We start from the raw sequence: 14803 nt of genomic DNA, 5'->3' as shown, positions 1-14803 counted from the left end.
TCGCCAACGCCGTGGTCTGGGCGACGATCGCCGGCCTGGCGGTCCAGTCGTCCGCCGCTGCGTTCGACCAGGTGCCCGGCGGTCACGCCGGGATCGGCGCGCTGGCCGCCGGGACCATGGGCGCGCTGACGGGTGCGCTCCACCGGCGCGCGCATCGGCGATCGGCGTATCGGTCGTTCAACGTGGTGGCGATGGTGCTGGCCGCCGGGTGCCTCGCGAGCATGAGCCTGACCTCGACGGGGGCGTGGTGGGCGCGCAACTTCAGCACCCTCGGCACGTCGGGCGATCTCGCGGCGGTGTGCTTCAACGGCGCGCTGGTGCTCTCCGGCGCGGCGATGGCGGCGATGGCGGGCCGCCTCGCCCACGGCCTCGACCGCATCCCAGGCGTGCGCCGGAGCGCGGTCGGCGTCGTCCGGGCGCTCGTCGTCGTGATCGGACTCGCGCTCGCCGGGGTCGGCATGGTGCCGATCAATGCCGACGAGGTGCTCCACAACGTGCTTGCCAGCGTGGCGGGCGCGGCGTTCGCCGTGCTCGCGGGCACGTCGTCGTGGTGGGTGCGACGGATGCCGCGCCGGCTGGTCCGGGTCTCGCGGTCGGCCCTCGCGGTCGAGGTCGCGGCGTGGGCGGCGTACGACCGACTCGGGCTGGTCTCCCTGACGGTGTTCGAGGTCGTCGCGTTCGCGCTCGTGTTCGCCTGGCTCATCGCGCTGGTCGTCACCACCCATCCGCCGGAATGCCCGCCGCCGGTGCGCGTTGGATCCTCATGGAGAGTTGAGTCGAATCGGCTCAACTCGTATCATCGAGACAAGCATGAGTCGATGAGACTCAACTTCGTCGCGACAGAGAGGAGATCCGATCATGGCCACCACCGACCCGTTCCGCGAACTCGACCGATTCGCCTCCGCGTTCCTCGACACGACCCGTCGTGGGCCGCGCCGCATGCCGATGGACCTGTACCGCGATGGCGACCACTACGTGCTGACCGCCGACCTTCCCGGCATCGACCCGGGGTCGGTCGACATCGACGTGGACGGCCAGCTGCTCACCATCCGCGCCGAGCGCACGCTGCCCTCGGGAGACGGCGTCACCTGGATCACGCGCGAGCGCGAGGCGGCCTCGTTCCTGCGCCAGCTCAGCCTCGGGCAGGGCATCGACACCGAGCGCATCTCCGCGAACTACGCCAACGGCGTACTCAGCGTGACGATCCCCGTCAGCGAGAAGGCCAAGCCGCGCAAGATCGTGGTCGAGTCGGCCGACGCCTCGCCGACGGTCGTGTCGAGCGGCGACACGATCCGGCCGGTCGAGTCGTGACCGACCGCGAGGTGCGGTTCGAGCGCAACGAGGACGAGCGTCGCTACGAGATGCACGTCGACGGCGAGTACGCCGGCTTCGCGGAGTTCCGCCTCCGCCCGGAGGGTCGGATCGTGTTCACGCACACCGTGGTGTTCCCCGGTCGCGAGGGGCAGGGGCTCGGCTCCGCCATCGCCCGCCACGTCATCGAGGATGCGATCGCCCGCGGCGAGCGCATCGTGCCGCGTTGCCCGTTCATCGCGGCGTACCTGCGTCGCCACCGCGAGTACGACGAGTCGATCGAGTGGCCCGAGGGCGTCCGCGCGACCGAGGGGTCGAGCGGAGGCTGAGCGCGCGTCGGCCCCCGAGCGCGTGTCCCCCGGTCTGGGGCGGTGTGGCCCCCGGGTGCCGGACGATACGATTCCTCAAAACCCGAGCCCGGGTCCCCGAACCCGGCAGACGTCGATCGACGTCATTTGCGACCGGATGTCCCAGCAGAGGTCGCTCGGGATTCAGCTCGCCGAGCTCAGTTCGGGTCGCTCGGCGGGGAGGGCCTCTCAGAGGCCGCGGTGGGGCGGGAGGTAGGGTTCCCGCCCCACCGTCATGTCCTCCCGACGCGCCGTGTCAGAGCAGGCCGCGCTCGGCCTGGATGACCAGAAACCCGGCGACCGAGACCACCAGCCCCAGTCCGGCGACGCCGATCAGGACGTAGCCGACCGGGCTGCGGCGGTGGCCGCGGAGGATCAGCAGCGCGAGCGTGGCGATCACCGTCCCGACGGCGGCGGCCGGGACGACGACCATGGCCAGCCAGAACGCGTCCCAGCCGAGGCTCACCGATCGCCCGTACTCCGTCTGGGATGCTGCACCGGCGATCCACGCCGGGACGAACGCGAGCGTGAAGACGGCTGCGCTGGCCCCGATGACCGCTCCCAGCGCCTGCAGGGCGTACGCGGAGAATCGTCGCAGCCCGGTGGCGGTGGGCCTGCCCGTCGTGGTGGCGTGTGCGTCCAGCGTCATCGATGAGCCTCTCGTGTCGTCGTAGGTCCGGGGGCCTCGTCGGGGATCACCTCACGAGGCACGAGTCGAAGGCTCGCCCACGACCACCCCGAGTCGACTCAGCGACACGCCCTAGTCGACGATCGGCGTGTTGGAGCGCGGCCGAGCCGAGCGGTCCTCCTGGGCCTCGCGGAGCTTGTCGCACAGTTCGATGAGCTGTCGGAGCTCGTCGTCGTCGAGGGCGTCGCCCACGCGATCGGTGATCGACTGCATGTGCAGGATCGCCGCCCGGCGGAACTGCTCGAAGCCGTGCGGGGTGAGGCGCACCAGGGTGCCGCGGCCGTCGCGCGGATCGTCGGTCTTCTCGACGAAGCCGCGCGTCGCGAGGCGATCCACGAGCCGGCTCACGCTCGGCTGCGAGATGAGCACGTGGCGGTTGAGCTCCTTCAGTCGCAGGGAGCGCTCGGGCGCCCGCGAGAGGTACAGCAGCACGTCGTACTCGTTGAACGACATCAGCGCCGTCGGGAACTCGGCGGCGAGCCCCCGCATCACCTGCACCTGGGCGCGGAAGAGCGCCTCCCAAGCCGCAACCGCCGCTGCGCGATCCGCCACGCGTGCTCCCTTCGTCCGTCGAGGCGACCCGGCCGCGCCCGGACTGGCGCGTCGCCGATCACCCAACAATACGAAGGCGGACGCCGCGGCGGAGTGCGGCTGGCGTCGGCGTCACCCGTTCTGGGGACACGAGAGACGGTTGAGGGCCGGTCGTAGAGGCTGACGACCGGCCCTCGCCCTTGCACCAAGAGTGTCCTGCAATCACATTCGCGTCGGCCGCCACAGCAAACGACCGGCGCCCTCCGAATATATAACGGATCGGTAACGGGCGCTAGACCCGTGCGCCGCGGATCCGGGTCCGATCGGCCCGGGAGGCTAGAAGACGTCCGGGCTCGGCGTCGACGCCTGCCGGATCGAGACGTCGGCGTGCCGGTCGAATCGGTAGCCGACGCCGCGGACCGTGCGGACGATATCCTGGTAGTGGCCGAGCTTCGCGCGCAGGCGCCGCACGTGGACGTCGATGGTGCGCTCGTTGGGCACGTCGTCCTCGTCCGACCAGAGCCCGTCGATGAGCTCGTGCCGGTCGATGGTGCGGCCCTCCCGCAGCACGAGGTACTGGAGCAGCTCGAACTCCTTGTAGGTGAGCCCGGCGGCCTCGCCGTCGAGCAGCACCCGCTTGCGCGAGATGTCGATGATGACCCCGTCGGGGTGCCGGTCGGCGTCGTCGTGGAGGCCGCCCTGCTCCTCGCGCTGCTTCGCCAGCGCGGCCGGATCCTGGAGCGCGAGGCGGACCACGTCGACGTCGCGCCCTCCGGCGCCCTGCGGGGCGAGCGCGACCGCGGCGTGGGTCTCGGCGGATGGGGCGAGCTCCGCCGTCAGCCGGCGGAGCTCGGCGACGATCCGGTGCAGGGTCGTGCCGTCGGCGGCGGCCTTGGTCTCGTCGACCCCGACGTAGAGCACGAAGCCGCGGGCCTCCGTGCCCTCGGGCACGGCGCGGACGCGCGGGGACGGACGGTCGCCGGCGCTCGGCGGCGTCGGTGCGGGACGGGTGGCCGGCCCGGCGCTGACGGGCGCAGCGGAGGGCCGCGGCGCGGCGGCGGGGCGCGGCGCAGGGCGCGCGGCGGGGTGCGTGGGGCGGGCGGCGTGGGCGAGTGCGAGGGACATGGCTGATCCTTGTGCTGAAGATGCGTCGTCGACCCCGCTCGAGGGGGTCGGAGAGCGAGGCCCATCGGTGGGCCGGGAGAACCCGGAAGCGCATCGGGTTCGACGGAGCAGCGAGGACCCGGGTGGGGTCAGGCGCGTGGCTCGGCGGAGGGTTCGCTGGTCAGCGGCACATTCGACAACACATGGCGGCACGCGCCGGCATCATCGTGCCGGGGTTCCTCTGAGCCTCGAGGGCGATCAGGGGGCGTGCGGTGTCGGTCATGGGGGAAGTCAAGCGAGGCGTCGCCGATGTGTCAAACCGTGACGGCGGATGACGCCCCGCGGCGTCGCACGCGGTGCACGAGGCGCCCGGCGGCTGGCCGGGGTCCCCCGTGCGGCACGTTCGTCGTGGAAGATGCTTCGATGAAAACCGAATTCATCGAATATCGCAAAACTGGATCCTAGTCGGCGTGTCCGCGCCCGAAGAACCTGCGACGCTCGCCGACCTGCGGCGAATCGCGCGGTGCCCGCAGCCGGCGGGCGGCCCGGTCAGACGGTGCCGTAGAGCCGGTCGCCGGCGTCGCCGAGGCCGGGCACGATGTACCCGTGCTCGTTGAGCTTCTCGTCCACCGCGCCGAGCACGACGGTCACGTCGCGCCCGAACATGGCCTTCTCGACCGCCTCGAGTCCCTCGGGGGCGGCGAGGATGCAGATCGCCGTGACATCCGTCGCCCCGCGCTTCAGCAGGAACTCGATCGCCGCGATGAGCGAGCCGCCCGTGGCGAGCATCGGGTCGAGCACGAAGCACTGCCGGCCCGACAGGTCGTCGGGGAGGCGCTCGGCGTACGTCGTCGGCTCGAGCGTCTCCTCGTTGCGCGCCATGCCGAGGAAGCCGACCTCGGCCGACGGCAGCAGCTTGACCATGCCCTCGAGCATGCCGAGGCCCGCCCGGAGGATCGGCACGATCAGCGGCTTCGGGTCGGCGATCCGCACGCCCGTGGTCGGCGCCACCGGCGTGATGATGTCGACCGGCTCGACCCGGACGTCGCGCGTGCCCTCATAGGCCAGGAGGGTCATCAGCTCCTCGACGAGCGCCCGGAACACGGGCGAGGTGGTCTGCGAGTCGCGGAGCACCGTCAGCTTGTGGGTGATGAGCGGGTGGTCGGCAACGTGGACTCGCATAGGCTCGAGTCTAGTTGCGGGTCCGGCCCGCCAGCGAGAAGGGCGGGAGGACGGATGCCGCAGCACCGGCCCGAGCACGTCGAGTGGATGCGACTCGCCCTCGCCGAGGCATCCGCGGCGCTCGCCACCGACGACGTCCCCGTGGGCGCGGTCGTCGTGCGCGACGGCGAGGTGATCGCCGCCGGACGCAACGAACGCGAGCGGCTCGAGGATCCGACGGCCCACGCCGAGATCCTCGCGATCCGGGAGGCGGCCCGCGTCACGGGCGACCGGCACCTCACCGGCTGCACGCTCGTCGTGACGCTCGAGCCGTGCGTGATGTGCGCCGGCGCCATCCTCGCCGCCCGCATCCCGACCGTCGTGTTCGCCGCCTGGGACGAGAAGGCGGGCGCCGCGGGCTCGCTGTACGACGTCCTGCGGGATCGTCGGCTGAACCACCGCGTCGAGGTCTACGCGGGCATCGAGGAGGAGGCCGCCTCGCGGCTGCTGCTCGACTTCTTCGCCGACCCCGCCCGGCGGCCCTGAGCCAGCCCGTCGAGGAACTCGCCGAGGATCGCGCGCGACGCGGCCTCGGCGTCGGCCCCGCACCGGGCCTGCAGTTCGCGCATGCCCTCGACGGTGAGCCCGTACTCGGGCAGTTCGTCGCCCCAGGCCGCCAGCCAGTCCTCGTGGATCGCCGGAGTGACCTCCGGGTGGAACTGCACCGCGAGCAGCCAGTCGCCGACGCGGAACGCCTGATTCGCGTACTGCGGCGACGTCGCGAGCACCTCGACGTCATCCGGCAGGTCGAAGGTGTCGCCGTGCCACTGGACGAAGCGGAGGCCGCGCGCGTGGCGCACCGGCGAGGCGTCGCCGGCCTCGGTGAGGTCGACGCCGAGCCACCCGACCTCCTTCCGCGGACCCTGGTAGGCGCGCCCGCCCAGTGCGGCGGCGAGCATCTGGGCGCCGAGGCACACGCCGAACACCGGCGCCCCGGCGGCCACGCGACGGCGGAGCAGGTCGATCTCCTGGCCGACGTACGGGTAGCGCTCGGTCTCGTACGCCGCCTCGTCGCCGCCCAGCACGACCAGAACGTCGGCGGCGAGCGGATCGATCGCCGGGATGTCGGCTGCGGGGGCGTCGACCGTCACGACCTCGTAGCCGCGGTCCTCGAGCACCGGGCCGAGGTTGCCGAGCCCGATCGCCGAGTCGTGCCGGAGGACCAGCGCGACCGGGCGGCCGGCGGCGCCGGCGGCATCCGTCATTCGAGGCCCTTGATGACGATCGCGTCGGTGGGCGGTGCCGCGAGGTTCGGGTCGACGTAGACGTCTGGCTCGACGTAGATCACGCGCGCCGAGGGGACGGCGGCGCGGATGCGCCGCTCGATCACGTTGATCGCCGCCGACACCTCGGCGAGGGTCTCGCGGCCGTGGAAGCCGAGCTTGGCGGCCACGAGCAGTTCGTCGGGCCCGAGGTAGAGGGTCTTCATGTGGATGATGCGCTCGGCCTCCGGGCCGGCGAGGATCGCCTCGCGGATCTTCTCGGTCTCGGCCTCGTTCGCGCCCTCGCCGACGAGCAGGCTCTTCGTCTCGATGCCGAGGATGATCGCCACCACGATGAGCAGCGTGCCGATCATGAGGGTGCCGATCGCGTCGAACAGGGTGTTGCCGGTGAGCACCGTGAGGCCGACGCCGAACAGCGCGAACACGAGGCCGAGGAGGGCTGCGACGTCCTCGAGCAGCACGACCGGCAGTTCCGGTGCCTTCGCGCGGCGCACGAACTGCACCCAGGTCTGCTTGCCGCGCACCAGGTTCGACTCCTTCACCGCGGTGCGAAGCGAGAGGGATTCGAGGACGATCGCGATCACGAGGACCAGCATCGGCAGCCACGGCACCTCGAGCTCGTGCGGGTTCTGGATCTTCTCCACGCCCTCGTAGATCGAGAACACGCCGCCGACCGAGAACAGGATGATCGAGACGACGAAGGCGTACACGTAGCGCTCGCGGCCGTACCCGAACGGGTGCTCGCGGTCGGCCTCGCGCTTGGCCTGGCGGCCGCCGATGAAGAGCAGCAGCTGGTTGCCCGCGTCGGCCACGGAGTGCACCGCCTCCGCGAGCATCGACGCCGACCCCGAGAAGAACCACGCGATGAACTTCGTCACCGCGATCCCCGCGTTTGCGAGGAATGCCGCCAGGATCGCCTTCGTGCCGCCGGATGCGCTCATGCGCCAATCCTAGGATGGCTGGCATGGCCCCCTCGCAACCCGTTGACCTGCCCGCCATCGCCTTCCTCGGCGCCGGATCGATGGCTCGGGCGGTCCTCGCCGGGCTGCTGCAGCCCCACGTGACCGCGGCCGGGATCACGGCCACGAACCGCAGCGCGGCGCGCGCGGCCGAGTTCGACGACGAGCCGCGCGTGACGGCGTACGCGACCGAGACGGATGCGGCGGCGAACCGCCGCGCGGTCGCCGGCGCGAAGCTCGTCGTCGTCGCGGTGAAGCCCGCGATGGTGCCCGACCTGCTCGACGAGATCGCCGACGCGCTCGAGCCCGGCGCCATCGTGGTGAGCGTCGCCGCCGGGGTCACGGTCGCGACCTTCGAGGCGCACCTGCCGGAGCACGTCGCGGTCGTGCGCACGATGCCGAACACGCCCGCCGTCGTCGGCCGCGCGGTCACTGGCGTGTCCGCGGGCACGCGCTCGACCGAGGCCGATCTCGCGCTCGTCGTGTCGATGTTCGAGACGGTCGGCGACGTGCTCGTCGTGCCGGAGTCGCAGCTCGACGCGCTCTCGACGATCTCGGGCTCCGGCCCGGCCTACGTGTTCCTGCTCATCGAGGAGCTCGAGAAGGCGGCGGTCGCCAAGGGGTTCACCCCCGAGCAGGCCGGGACGATGGTGCGGGGCACGTTCCGCGGCGCGAGCGAGCTGCTCGCGGCATCCGTCGACGACCCCGCCGAGCTGCGGCGCCGGGTGACGAGCCCGAAGGGCACGACCGAGCGCGCGATCGCGGTGCTCCAGGAGTCCGACCTCGCGGGCCTCTTCGGCCGCGCGACCGACGCCGCCCTCGCCCGCGCCCGCGAGCTCGCCGCCGGCGCCTGACCCCCCAACCGTTCTCAGGAGGTTTTCGGCGTGTCGTCGCCGGATGCGGCGTGTCGTCCTGAGAAATGTGCGGATCCCGGCGGCGTTCCTGAGAAACGTGCGGATCCCGGCGGCGTTCCTGAGAAACGTGCGGATCCCGGCGACAGTTCCTGAGAAACGCGCGGATCCCGGCGACGGTTTCCTGAGAACGGGGGTTCAGCGGCGCTCGAGGAGCACCATGACCTCGAAGTGCGTCGTCTGCGGGAACATGTCGAACACGCGCGCCTTCACGGGGCGCAGCGACGGCATCGCCGCGAGGTCCTTCGCGAGCGACGCGACGTTGCACGACGAGTAGAGCACGTGCGCGGCATCCGACCGCTCGAGCCATCCCGCGAGCTCGGCGCCGATCCCGCGCCGCGGCGGGTTCACGACGACGAGGTCGGGGGCGGATGCCGCGCCGAGCGCGAACTCGGTCGCGTCGCCCGCGGCGAAGCGCACGCGCGAGAGCGCGGCATCCGTTCGGCTCAGCTCGGCGCTCGCGACCGCCTCGACGCTCGTCTCGATGCCCGTGACGGCCGTCTCGCCCCCGGCGAGGTGCAGCGCGAACCCGCCGACGCCCGAGTAGAGGTCCCACGCGTCCTCGGGCGCGAGGTCGCGGATCCAGTCGCGCGCCTCCGCGTACAGCGCCTCGGCGATCGCGGTGTTCGTCTGGAAGAAGCTCTGCGGTCGTAGGTGCATTGTCACGTCGTTGAGCCGCATGGGCAGGGTGTCGTGCTCGGTCAGCACGACCTCGTCGGCGCCCTCGAGCACGGCCTTGTGCTCCGGCAGCAGGTTCGCGGTGACGACGCGCGCCTGCGGGAGCTCGGCGAGCAGCGTCGGCAGGTGCTTGCGCATGCGCCCGAGCGGCTCGGTCGAGCGCAGCACGAACCGCACCATGAGCTCGCCGTCGGGCGACTCCGTGACGATGAGGTGCTTCAGCTCGCCGCGACGGGAGGCCAGGTCGTAGGGGGCGATCCCGGCGAGGGTGATGAACCGGGCCAGGAACGGGAACGCCGCGCGATGGCCGGGGGAGCAGATGCCGCACGCCTGCAGGTCGACGCCGTGGCCGTCGGCGTCGAGGATGCCGATCGTCGGCGCCTCGACCGTGCCGCCGACGACCATCTTCGCCTTGTTGCGGTAGTCGCGCTCGCCGGAGGCGACGGGCGGCAGCCACGACGGCACGTCGAAGGGGGCCAGCAGCGATTCCGCGTGCCGCTGCTTCTCGGCCAGCTGCCCGGGGTAGGGCTGCCCCATGAGCGAGCACGACCGGCATCGCCGCGCGTCGAAGTACGGGCACTGCACCCGTCAAGGGTACGCGCCCGGCGGCTCAGCCCTCGGTGACGAGCTCGCGGCGGCGCATCCCGACGACGGATGCCGCGACGAGGGCGGCCGCGATCGCGAGCATCCACGCGCCGCCCGTCCAGTCGACCTCGCCGCCCACCGGCACCGGCAAGTGCGCGAACGGCGACAGCTCGTGCATCCACTCGGGCAGGCCGAGCAGCTCGCCGAAGATCCCGAAGAACGCGCCCAGCGCGAGCAGGGCCCAGCCCAGCGGGATGGCGAGCCGCGGTGCGACCACCACGAGCACCAGCACGGCGCCGAGGTACACGAGCGCGGCCGGCAGCTGGGCGACCGCCGCTCGCAGCGCGAGCTCGATCGTGGTGCCGGGGTCGTCGGTGCTCGCCGCGCCGGCGACGGCGCCGGCGGCCGCGAGGCCGAGCACCACCGTCACCGCGACGGCGGCGATGGCCGCGTAGTCGCCCAGCCATCGCTCGCGCGCCACGGGGGTCGCGAGCACGGGCTCGGCGGTGCCGTGCGCCTCCTCGAGGCGTGCGCGCATCACCGCCTGCAGCGCCGCGGCTGCCGCGAGGATGCCGACCATCGTGAAGAAGGTGGTCACGAACGCCTCCTCGAACGACGCGGTCTCGCCGGCGAACCGGCGCAGGGTCTCCGCGATGGCCGGGGCGTCGGAGCCGATCTCGTCGACGAGGGGCGACAGCGTGGTCGCGAGCGTGCCGAAGACCGCGGCGCCCACCGCCCACGCGAGGACCGCGCCCGCGTTGAGCCGCCAGGCCAGCCCGAGCGAGCCCCGGAGCGTCGGTCCGGCCGATGCCCGGCCCTGCGCGTCGGGGAGGATGCTCGCTCCGCTGTCGCGCGCCGACTGGAACGCGAAGACGAGGCCGACGAGCACTGCGGCCAGGCCGACCGAGAGCAGGAGGGGTGCGAGGTCGTTCGCCGCGAACGGCTCGGTGCGCTGGGCCCAGCCGATCGGCGACAGCCAGCTCGGCCAGGCCGCCGTGCGGAACAGTCCGTCCGCCGAGGCCTCGCCCAGGGCGTCGCCGAGGCCGCGCACGAGGTAGGCGGCGAGCACGACGGCGACCGAGAACGCGTTGGCGCCCCGCGAGGTGCGGAAGACCTGCGCCGCGACGAGCCCGACGCCGAAGAACGCCAGGCCGGTCGCCCCGACCGCTGCGCCGGCGACGGCGGAGCCCGCGGCGGGCAGGCCGCTCACCGCGAACGCCAGGGCGACGGCGACGGCCAGGGCCGCGTTGGCGAGCACCCCGTGCGCGACCGTCGCGACCGTCGGCAGCGTCCGGCCCGCGCCCGTGGCCTCGACGAGTTCGGCGCGGCCCTGCTCCTCGTCGCCGCGGGTGTGCCGGACCGCGAGGAACGTGCTCATCAGCCCAGCGAGGAGGGCGAGGAACGCGAGGATGAGGAAGATCGCGAACTCGCCCTCGCCCGCGCCGTTCGGCGTGCCGCGGAAGACGAGGATCGCGGGGGCGAGGATCGTCAGCCGCAGGATCGACTCGCGCTCGGCGCGGTCGCCGAACGTGTCGGCCACCGCGGTGGTCGCCATCAGCGCGAGCGCGGCGGTGCCGACGATCCACATCACCAGTTGCAGCCGGTCGCGCCGGATGCGGTGCGCGAGCAGCACGCCGAGCAGGTTCACCGCCGCGCCCCCTCGTCAACGAGCGCCGCGTCGTCGCCGTAGTGGCGGAGGAACAGCTCCTCGAGCGACGGGGGCGCGACGGTGAGCCCCTGCACGCCGAGCCGGCCGAGCTGGGGCAGCACGCCCGCGATCCGGTCGGTGTCGACGGTGAAGCGGACCCGGCCGTCGTCGACGACGAGGTCGTGCACCCCGTCGATCGCGGTCAGCTCGGCCTCCTGCCCGGCGACGTGGACGAAGCCGACCGACGACCGGGTGAGGTGCCGCAGTTCCGCGAGCGTGCCGGACTCCACGAGACGCCCGGCGCGGATGATCGAGACCCGGTCGCAGAGGGTCTCGACCTCCGAGAGGATGTGGCTCGACAGGAGCACGGTGGCGCCGTCGCCCGCGGCGTGCCGGATCTCGCGGTTGAACACCTGCTCCATGAGCGGGTCGAGGCCGCTCGTCGGCTCGTCGAGGAGGTAGAGGTCGGCGGGGGTGGCCAGCGCCGCGACGAGGGCCACCTTCTGCCGGTTGCCCTTCGAGTAGGCGCGTCCCTTCTTCCGCGGGTCGAGCTGGAACACGTCGACCAGGCGCGCCTTGCGTTCCTCGTAGGCACGACGGTCGCCCGCGCCGCCGCGCAGCCGCGCCAGCAGGTCGATGGCCTCGCCGCCGGTGAGGTTCGGCCACAGGCTGACGTCGCCCGGCACGTAGGCCACGCGCCGGTGCAGGGTCGCGGCATGGCGCCACGGATCCTCGCCGAACAGCCGGGCCTCGCCGCCGGTCGCGCGGGCCAGTCCGAGCAGGATGCGGATCGTGGTGGACTTGCCCGCGCCGTTCGGGCCGAGGAAGCCGTGGATCTCGCCGTCGCGGACCTCGAGGTCGAGCCCGTCGAGGGCGATCGTCCGGCCGAAGTGTTTCTCGAGTCCGCGGGTGCTGATGACGGTGGTCATGCGGCGGATGCTACGCCCGAGCCGGCGGCTCGGGTAGGGTCCGGCGTCGCGAGTCGGGCAGCGTCATCCGGCACCCGGCGCGCCGGTACGCTCAGCGCATGGGTGTGCTCATCGTGATCGCGCTGGTCAGCGAGGTGGTCGCGTGGATCACGCTGGTCGGCGGCGGGCTCTGCCTGCTCGCGTTCGCCTTCGCGCGGATCGTCGACGGCACCTGGGAGCCGACGGAGGCCGTGGTCGTCGACGCGGCCGACGGCCGGCGGGTGCGGTGGTTCGCCGAGGGCGAGTTCCACGAGCGCGCGCTCGACGACGAGGAGCGGCTCGTCGTCGAACCGGGAGAGGCGCAGCCGGCGTTCACCCGCCGCCGCGCGCCCGACCGCCTGCGGTTCGAGCCCGACTCGCCCCTTCCGCGGGCGCTCGGGGGCCTCGCGGCCATCCTGCTCTCGATCGGGCTCGTCGCGACGGTGGCGTCGACGGTCGCCGGTCTCATCGACTGAGCGGTGGCGGATGCCGCAGCATCCGTCACTCGAGCGCCGCGAACCGTTCGATGTCGCCCTCGGTGCCCGACACGATGATGAGGTCGTGCGTGGAGACGACCGTCTTCTCCGTCGCGTAGGTGAACGGCTTGCCCGGGCTCTTCACCCCGACGACCGTGACGTTGTGGCGCGAGCGCACGCCCGACTCGGTGAGGTTCTTGCCGCGGATGGGCTTCGGCGGGTACATCTTCACGAGCGCGAAGTCGTCGTCGAACTCGATGAAGTCGAGCATGCGGCCCGACACGAGGTGCGCCGTCCGCTCGCCGGCCTCGCGCTCTGGGTAGATGACGTGGTTCGCGCCGATGCGCTCGAGGATCTTGCCGTGCGAGCTCGAGATCGCCTTCGACCAGATCTGCGGGATCTTCAGGTCGACGAGGTTCGCGGTGATGAGCACCGACGCCTCGATCGACGAGCCGACGGCGCAGACGGCGATGGAGAACTCCTGCGCGCCGATCTGCTTGAGCGCCTCGAGCGAGCGGGCGTCGGCGACGACGGCGTGGGTGACGCGTTCCGCCCACTTCTGGACCAGGCCCTCGTCCTCGTCGACGGCGAGCACCTCGCGGCCGAGCCGGTCGAGCTGGCCGGCCGTGGCCGCACCGAAGCGGCCCAGTCCGATGACGAGCACGGGGGCGTCGTGCTTGATTCGATCAACCAACGATGGGCCTCTCTTCCGGTCGCTTGAACAGTTGGCGCTTGTGCGTCGCCGCGAGGGCGGCCGCGAGGGTGACCGTGCCGACGCGTCCCATGAACATCGTGAGGGCCATGACGTACTTGCCCTCGGGCGGGAGGGACTCGGCGAGCCCCGTCGACAGGCCGCACGTCGCGAACGCCGAGATGACGTCGAACAGCACGAAGTCGAGCGGCGCCTTGGTGATCTGCACGATGATCACCGTCGAGACCGCCACGATGGTGGCGCCCCAGAGCACGACGCTCACCGCGAGCCGGAGCATGTCGCGGGGGATGCGGCGACCGAAGGCCTCCATGGCGGGGGCGCCGCGCGCCTCGGCGTAGGCCGCGAGGAACAGCACGGCGAGCGTGGTGACCTTGATGCCGCCCGCGGTGGAGGCCGACCCGCCGCCGACGAACATGAGCATGTCGGTCACGAGCAGGCTCGATCCGTACAGGTCGGCCATGTCGATGGTGGCGAAGCCGCCCGAGCGGGTCATGGTCGACATGAAGAACGCCTCGTACAGCGTCTTGCCGAAGCCGAACGAGCCGTAGGTCTTCGGGTTGTCGTACTCGAGCACGAGGAACGTCAGCGCCCCGGCGATCCAGAGGGCGACCGTCGTGGTGAGGGTGAGCTTGACGTGCACGCTCCAGCGCCGCGGCATCCGCCAGGTGCGCAGCAGCGCGAAGATCACCGGGAACCCGAGGCTGCCGAGGAACACCGAGAGCATCATCAGCGACTGGAACCAGTAGTCGTCGAAGAACTCGACCGGTCCGAGCGGGTTCGGGTTGAACCCGGTGTTCGTGAACGCGCTCACCGAGTAGTAGGCGGAGTACCAGACGCTGGTGCCGAAGTCGTAGCCCTTGGCGAGCACGCTCGGGACCATGCCGAGGAAGATGACGAACTCGATCGCCAGCGTGCTGAGCGCGACCGTGGCGAGCAGGCCGCCGACCTCGCCGAGGCGGACGGCCTGCTGCTCGGACACCGGTCCCGCGTGCACGCGCGCGGCGTTCGTGTCGCTCGCGGCGATGAGCCGCGCCCGCAGGCCGAGCCGGCGGGAGACCACGAGGCCGAGGATCGAGGCCAGCGTGAGCACCCCCATGCCGCCGATGTTCATGCCGATGAAGATCACCGCGTTGCCGAACGGCGACCAGTAGGTGGCCATGTCGACCGTCGTGAGGCCCGTGACGCAGATGGTCGAGGTCGCGGTGAAGAGCGCGTCGGCCAGGGGCGTGGCGCTGATCTCGCCCGCGCGGGCGATCGGCAGCGAGAGCAGCATGGTGGTGATGAGGATGAGCGCCGCGAAGATCAGCAGCGCGAAGCGCGCGGGCGAGGCTCGGACGAGCTGGTCGATCGCGTCGCGCGCGCGGCCGACCCACGCGAATCCGGAGGGGCGACCGCCCGGACGGCGCGCGTCGCCGCGGCGTCCACCCGGCTGCGCGGCCATCCGCCCTCCTCCGCTCGACGC

17 protein-coding genes are annotated in these 14803 nt (G+C 72.2%); 5 read left to right on the top strand and 12 right to left on the bottom strand.

Annotated elements, in window-relative coordinates; genetic code table 11:
• Positions 1-82: 82 nt before the first annotated feature.
• Positions 83-718, bottom strand: a complete 636-nt coding sequence (locus ACUY4T_RS04770; protein WP_446017754.1) for a hypothetical protein — start codon at positions 716-718, stop codon at positions 83-85.
• A 140-nt stretch (positions 719-858) separates the two neighbouring features.
• On the opposite strand from ACUY4T_RS04770, the gene ACUY4T_RS04765 reads away from it, so the two are divergent.
• Entirely contained in the window at positions 859-1311 is a 453-nt protein-coding gene (locus ACUY4T_RS04765; RefSeq protein WP_446017753.1) for an Hsp20/alpha crystallin family protein, read from the top strand.
• Complete coding sequence (locus ACUY4T_RS04760) at positions 1308-1640, top strand: GNAT family N-acetyltransferase (protein ID WP_446017752.1); 333 nt, start codon at positions 1308-1310, stop codon at positions 1638-1640. The genes ACUY4T_RS04765 and ACUY4T_RS04760 overlap by 4 nt, the downstream gene beginning before the upstream one ends.
• 274 nt (positions 1641-1914) lie before the next feature.
• Here the strand turns inward: ACUY4T_RS04760 and ACUY4T_RS04755 are convergent, their stop codons facing one another.
• The 4 genes from ACUY4T_RS04755 to upp all read right to left on the bottom strand — a co-directional run bounded on the left by ACUY4T_RS04755 (position 1915) and on the right by upp (position 5163).
• Complete coding sequence (locus tag ACUY4T_RS04755; protein WP_446017751.1) at positions 1915-2307, bottom strand: hypothetical protein; 393 nt, start codon at positions 2305-2307, stop codon at positions 1915-1917.
• A gap of 111 nt (positions 2308-2418) precedes the next feature.
• Positions 2419-2898: a MarR family winged helix-turn-helix transcriptional regulator gene (locus tag ACUY4T_RS04750; RefSeq protein ID WP_446017750.1), complete on the bottom strand. Its 480-nt coding sequence runs from the start codon at positions 2896-2898 to the stop codon at positions 2419-2421.
• Between the two features lie 315 nt (positions 2899-3213).
• On the bottom strand, positions 3214-4002 hold the full coding sequence (locus tag ACUY4T_RS04745) for a winged helix-turn-helix domain-containing protein (protein ID WP_446017749.1): 789 nt from the start codon (positions 4000-4002) through the stop codon (positions 3214-3216).
• Positions 4003-4530: 528 nt separating this feature from the next.
• Positions 4531-5163 (bottom strand): uracil phosphoribosyltransferase, encoded by a 633-nt coding sequence (gene upp / locus ACUY4T_RS04740; RefSeq protein WP_446017748.1) that lies wholly within the window; start codon positions 5161-5163, stop codon positions 4531-4533.
• Positions 5164-5217: 54 nt separating this feature from the next.
• Between upp and tadA the strand changes: the two genes are divergently transcribed.
• Positions 5218-5688: a tRNA adenosine(34) deaminase TadA gene (gene tadA, locus ACUY4T_RS04735; protein ID WP_446017747.1), complete on the top strand. Its 471-nt coding sequence runs from the start codon at positions 5218-5220 to the stop codon at positions 5686-5688.
• Here tadA and ACUY4T_RS04730 read toward each other — a convergent pair.
• Together ACUY4T_RS04730 and ACUY4T_RS04725 are read right to left on the bottom strand one after the other, a co-directional pair.
• Positions 5613-6407, bottom strand: coding sequence for a glutamine amidotransferase-related protein (locus ACUY4T_RS04730; protein ID WP_446017746.1), 795 nt, complete (start codon positions 6405-6407; stop codon positions 5613-5615). The two genes, tadA and ACUY4T_RS04730, sit on opposite strands and share 76 nt — an antisense overlap.
• A complete protein-coding gene (locus ACUY4T_RS04725; protein ID WP_446017745.1) occupies positions 6404-7366 on the bottom strand; it encodes a cation diffusion facilitator family transporter in 963 nt (320 codons plus the stop codon). The genes ACUY4T_RS04730 and ACUY4T_RS04725 overlap by 4 nt, the downstream gene beginning before the upstream one ends.
• 23 nt (positions 7367-7389) lie before the next feature.
• Between ACUY4T_RS04725 and proC the strand changes: the two genes are divergently transcribed.
• On the top strand, positions 7390-8238 hold the full coding sequence (gene proC, locus ACUY4T_RS04720) for a pyrroline-5-carboxylate reductase (protein ID WP_446017744.1): 849 nt from the start codon (positions 7390-7392) through the stop codon (positions 8236-8238).
• A 195-nt stretch (positions 8239-8433) separates the two neighbouring features.
• Here the strand turns inward: proC and rlmC are convergent, their stop codons facing one another.
• Genes rlmC through ACUY4T_RS04705 form a run of 3 tightly spaced genes read right to left on the bottom strand, consistent with a single transcriptional unit; the run spans position 8434 to position 12135 of the window.
• On the bottom strand, positions 8434-9558 hold the full coding sequence (rlmC, locus tag ACUY4T_RS04715; RefSeq protein WP_446017743.1) for a 23S rRNA (uracil(747)-C(5))-methyltransferase RlmC: 1125 nt from the start codon (positions 9556-9558) through the stop codon (positions 8434-8436).
• Positions 9559-9583: 25 nt separating this feature from the next.
• Entirely contained in the window at positions 9584-11206 is a 1623-nt protein-coding gene (locus ACUY4T_RS04710) for an ABC transporter permease (RefSeq protein WP_446017742.1), read from the bottom strand.
• Positions 11203-12135, bottom strand: coding sequence for an ABC transporter ATP-binding protein (locus ACUY4T_RS04705; protein WP_446017741.1), 933 nt, complete (start codon positions 12133-12135; stop codon positions 11203-11205). Before ACUY4T_RS04705 ends, ACUY4T_RS04710 begins: the two co-directional genes overlap by 4 nt.
• A 98-nt stretch (positions 12136-12233) precedes the next feature.
• On the opposite strand from ACUY4T_RS04705, the gene ACUY4T_RS04700 reads away from it, so the two are divergent.
• Positions 12234-12629: a hypothetical protein gene (locus ACUY4T_RS04700; protein WP_446017740.1), complete on the top strand. Its 396-nt coding sequence runs from the start codon at positions 12234-12236 to the stop codon at positions 12627-12629.
• A gap of 25 nt (positions 12630-12654) precedes the next feature.
• Here ACUY4T_RS04700 and ACUY4T_RS04695 read toward each other — a convergent pair whose 3' ends face one another.
• Together ACUY4T_RS04695 and ACUY4T_RS04690 are read right to left on the bottom strand one after the other, a co-directional pair.
• Entirely contained in the window at positions 12655-13323 is a 669-nt protein-coding gene (locus ACUY4T_RS04695) for a potassium channel family protein (protein ID WP_446017739.1), read from the bottom strand.
• Complete coding sequence (locus ACUY4T_RS04690) at positions 13316-14782, bottom strand: TrkH family potassium uptake protein (RefSeq protein WP_446017738.1); 1467 nt, start codon at positions 14780-14782, stop codon at positions 13316-13318. Before ACUY4T_RS04690 ends, ACUY4T_RS04695 begins: the two co-directional genes overlap by 8 nt.
• Positions 14783-14803 lie beyond the last annotated feature (21 nt).

The organism is Agromyces arachidis (genome assembly GCF_052805135.1).
The sequence above is the reverse complement of the archived record's forward strand: the minus strand, read 5'-3'. Positions and strand labels throughout refer to the sequence as shown.

Coding starts and splice junctions, on each gene's coding strand:
- ACUY4T_RS04730 (WP_446017746.1), bottom strand. CDS start 6,407: ATGACGGATGCCGCCGGCGCCGCCGGCCGCCCGGTCGCGCTGGTCCTC.
- ACUY4T_RS04725 (WP_446017745.1), bottom strand. CDS start 7,366: ATGAGCGCATCCGGCGGCACGAAGGCGATCCTGGCGGCATTCCTCGCA.
- proC (WP_446017744.1), top strand. CDS start 7,390: ATGGCCCCCTCGCAACCCGTTGACCTGCCCGCCATCGCCTTCCTCGGC.
- ACUY4T_RS04745 (WP_446017749.1), bottom strand. CDS start 4,002: ATGTCCCTCGCACTCGCCCACGCCGCCCGCCCCACGCACCCCGCCGCG.
- tadA (WP_446017747.1), top strand. CDS start 5,218: ATGCCGCAGCACCGGCCCGAGCACGTCGAGTGGATGCGACTCGCCCTC.
- ACUY4T_RS04700 (WP_446017740.1), top strand. CDS start 12,234: ATGGGTGTGCTCATCGTGATCGCGCTGGTCAGCGAGGTGGTCGCGTGG.
- ACUY4T_RS04765 (WP_446017753.1), top strand. CDS start 859: ATGGCCACCACCGACCCGTTCCGCGAACTCGACCGATTCGCCTCCGCG.
- ACUY4T_RS04705 (WP_446017741.1), bottom strand. CDS start 12,135: ATGACCACCGTCATCAGCACCCGCGGACTCGAGAAACACTTCGGCCGG.
- ACUY4T_RS04690 (WP_446017738.1), bottom strand. CDS start 14,782: ATGGCCGCGCAGCCGGGTGGACGCCGCGGCGACGCGCGCCGTCCGGGC.
- ACUY4T_RS04755 (WP_446017751.1), bottom strand. CDS start 2,307: ATGACGCTGGACGCACACGCCACCACGACGGGCAGGCCCACCGCCACC.
- upp (WP_446017748.1), bottom strand. CDS start 5,163: ATGCGAGTCCACGTTGCCGACCACCCGCTCATCACCCACAAGCTGACG.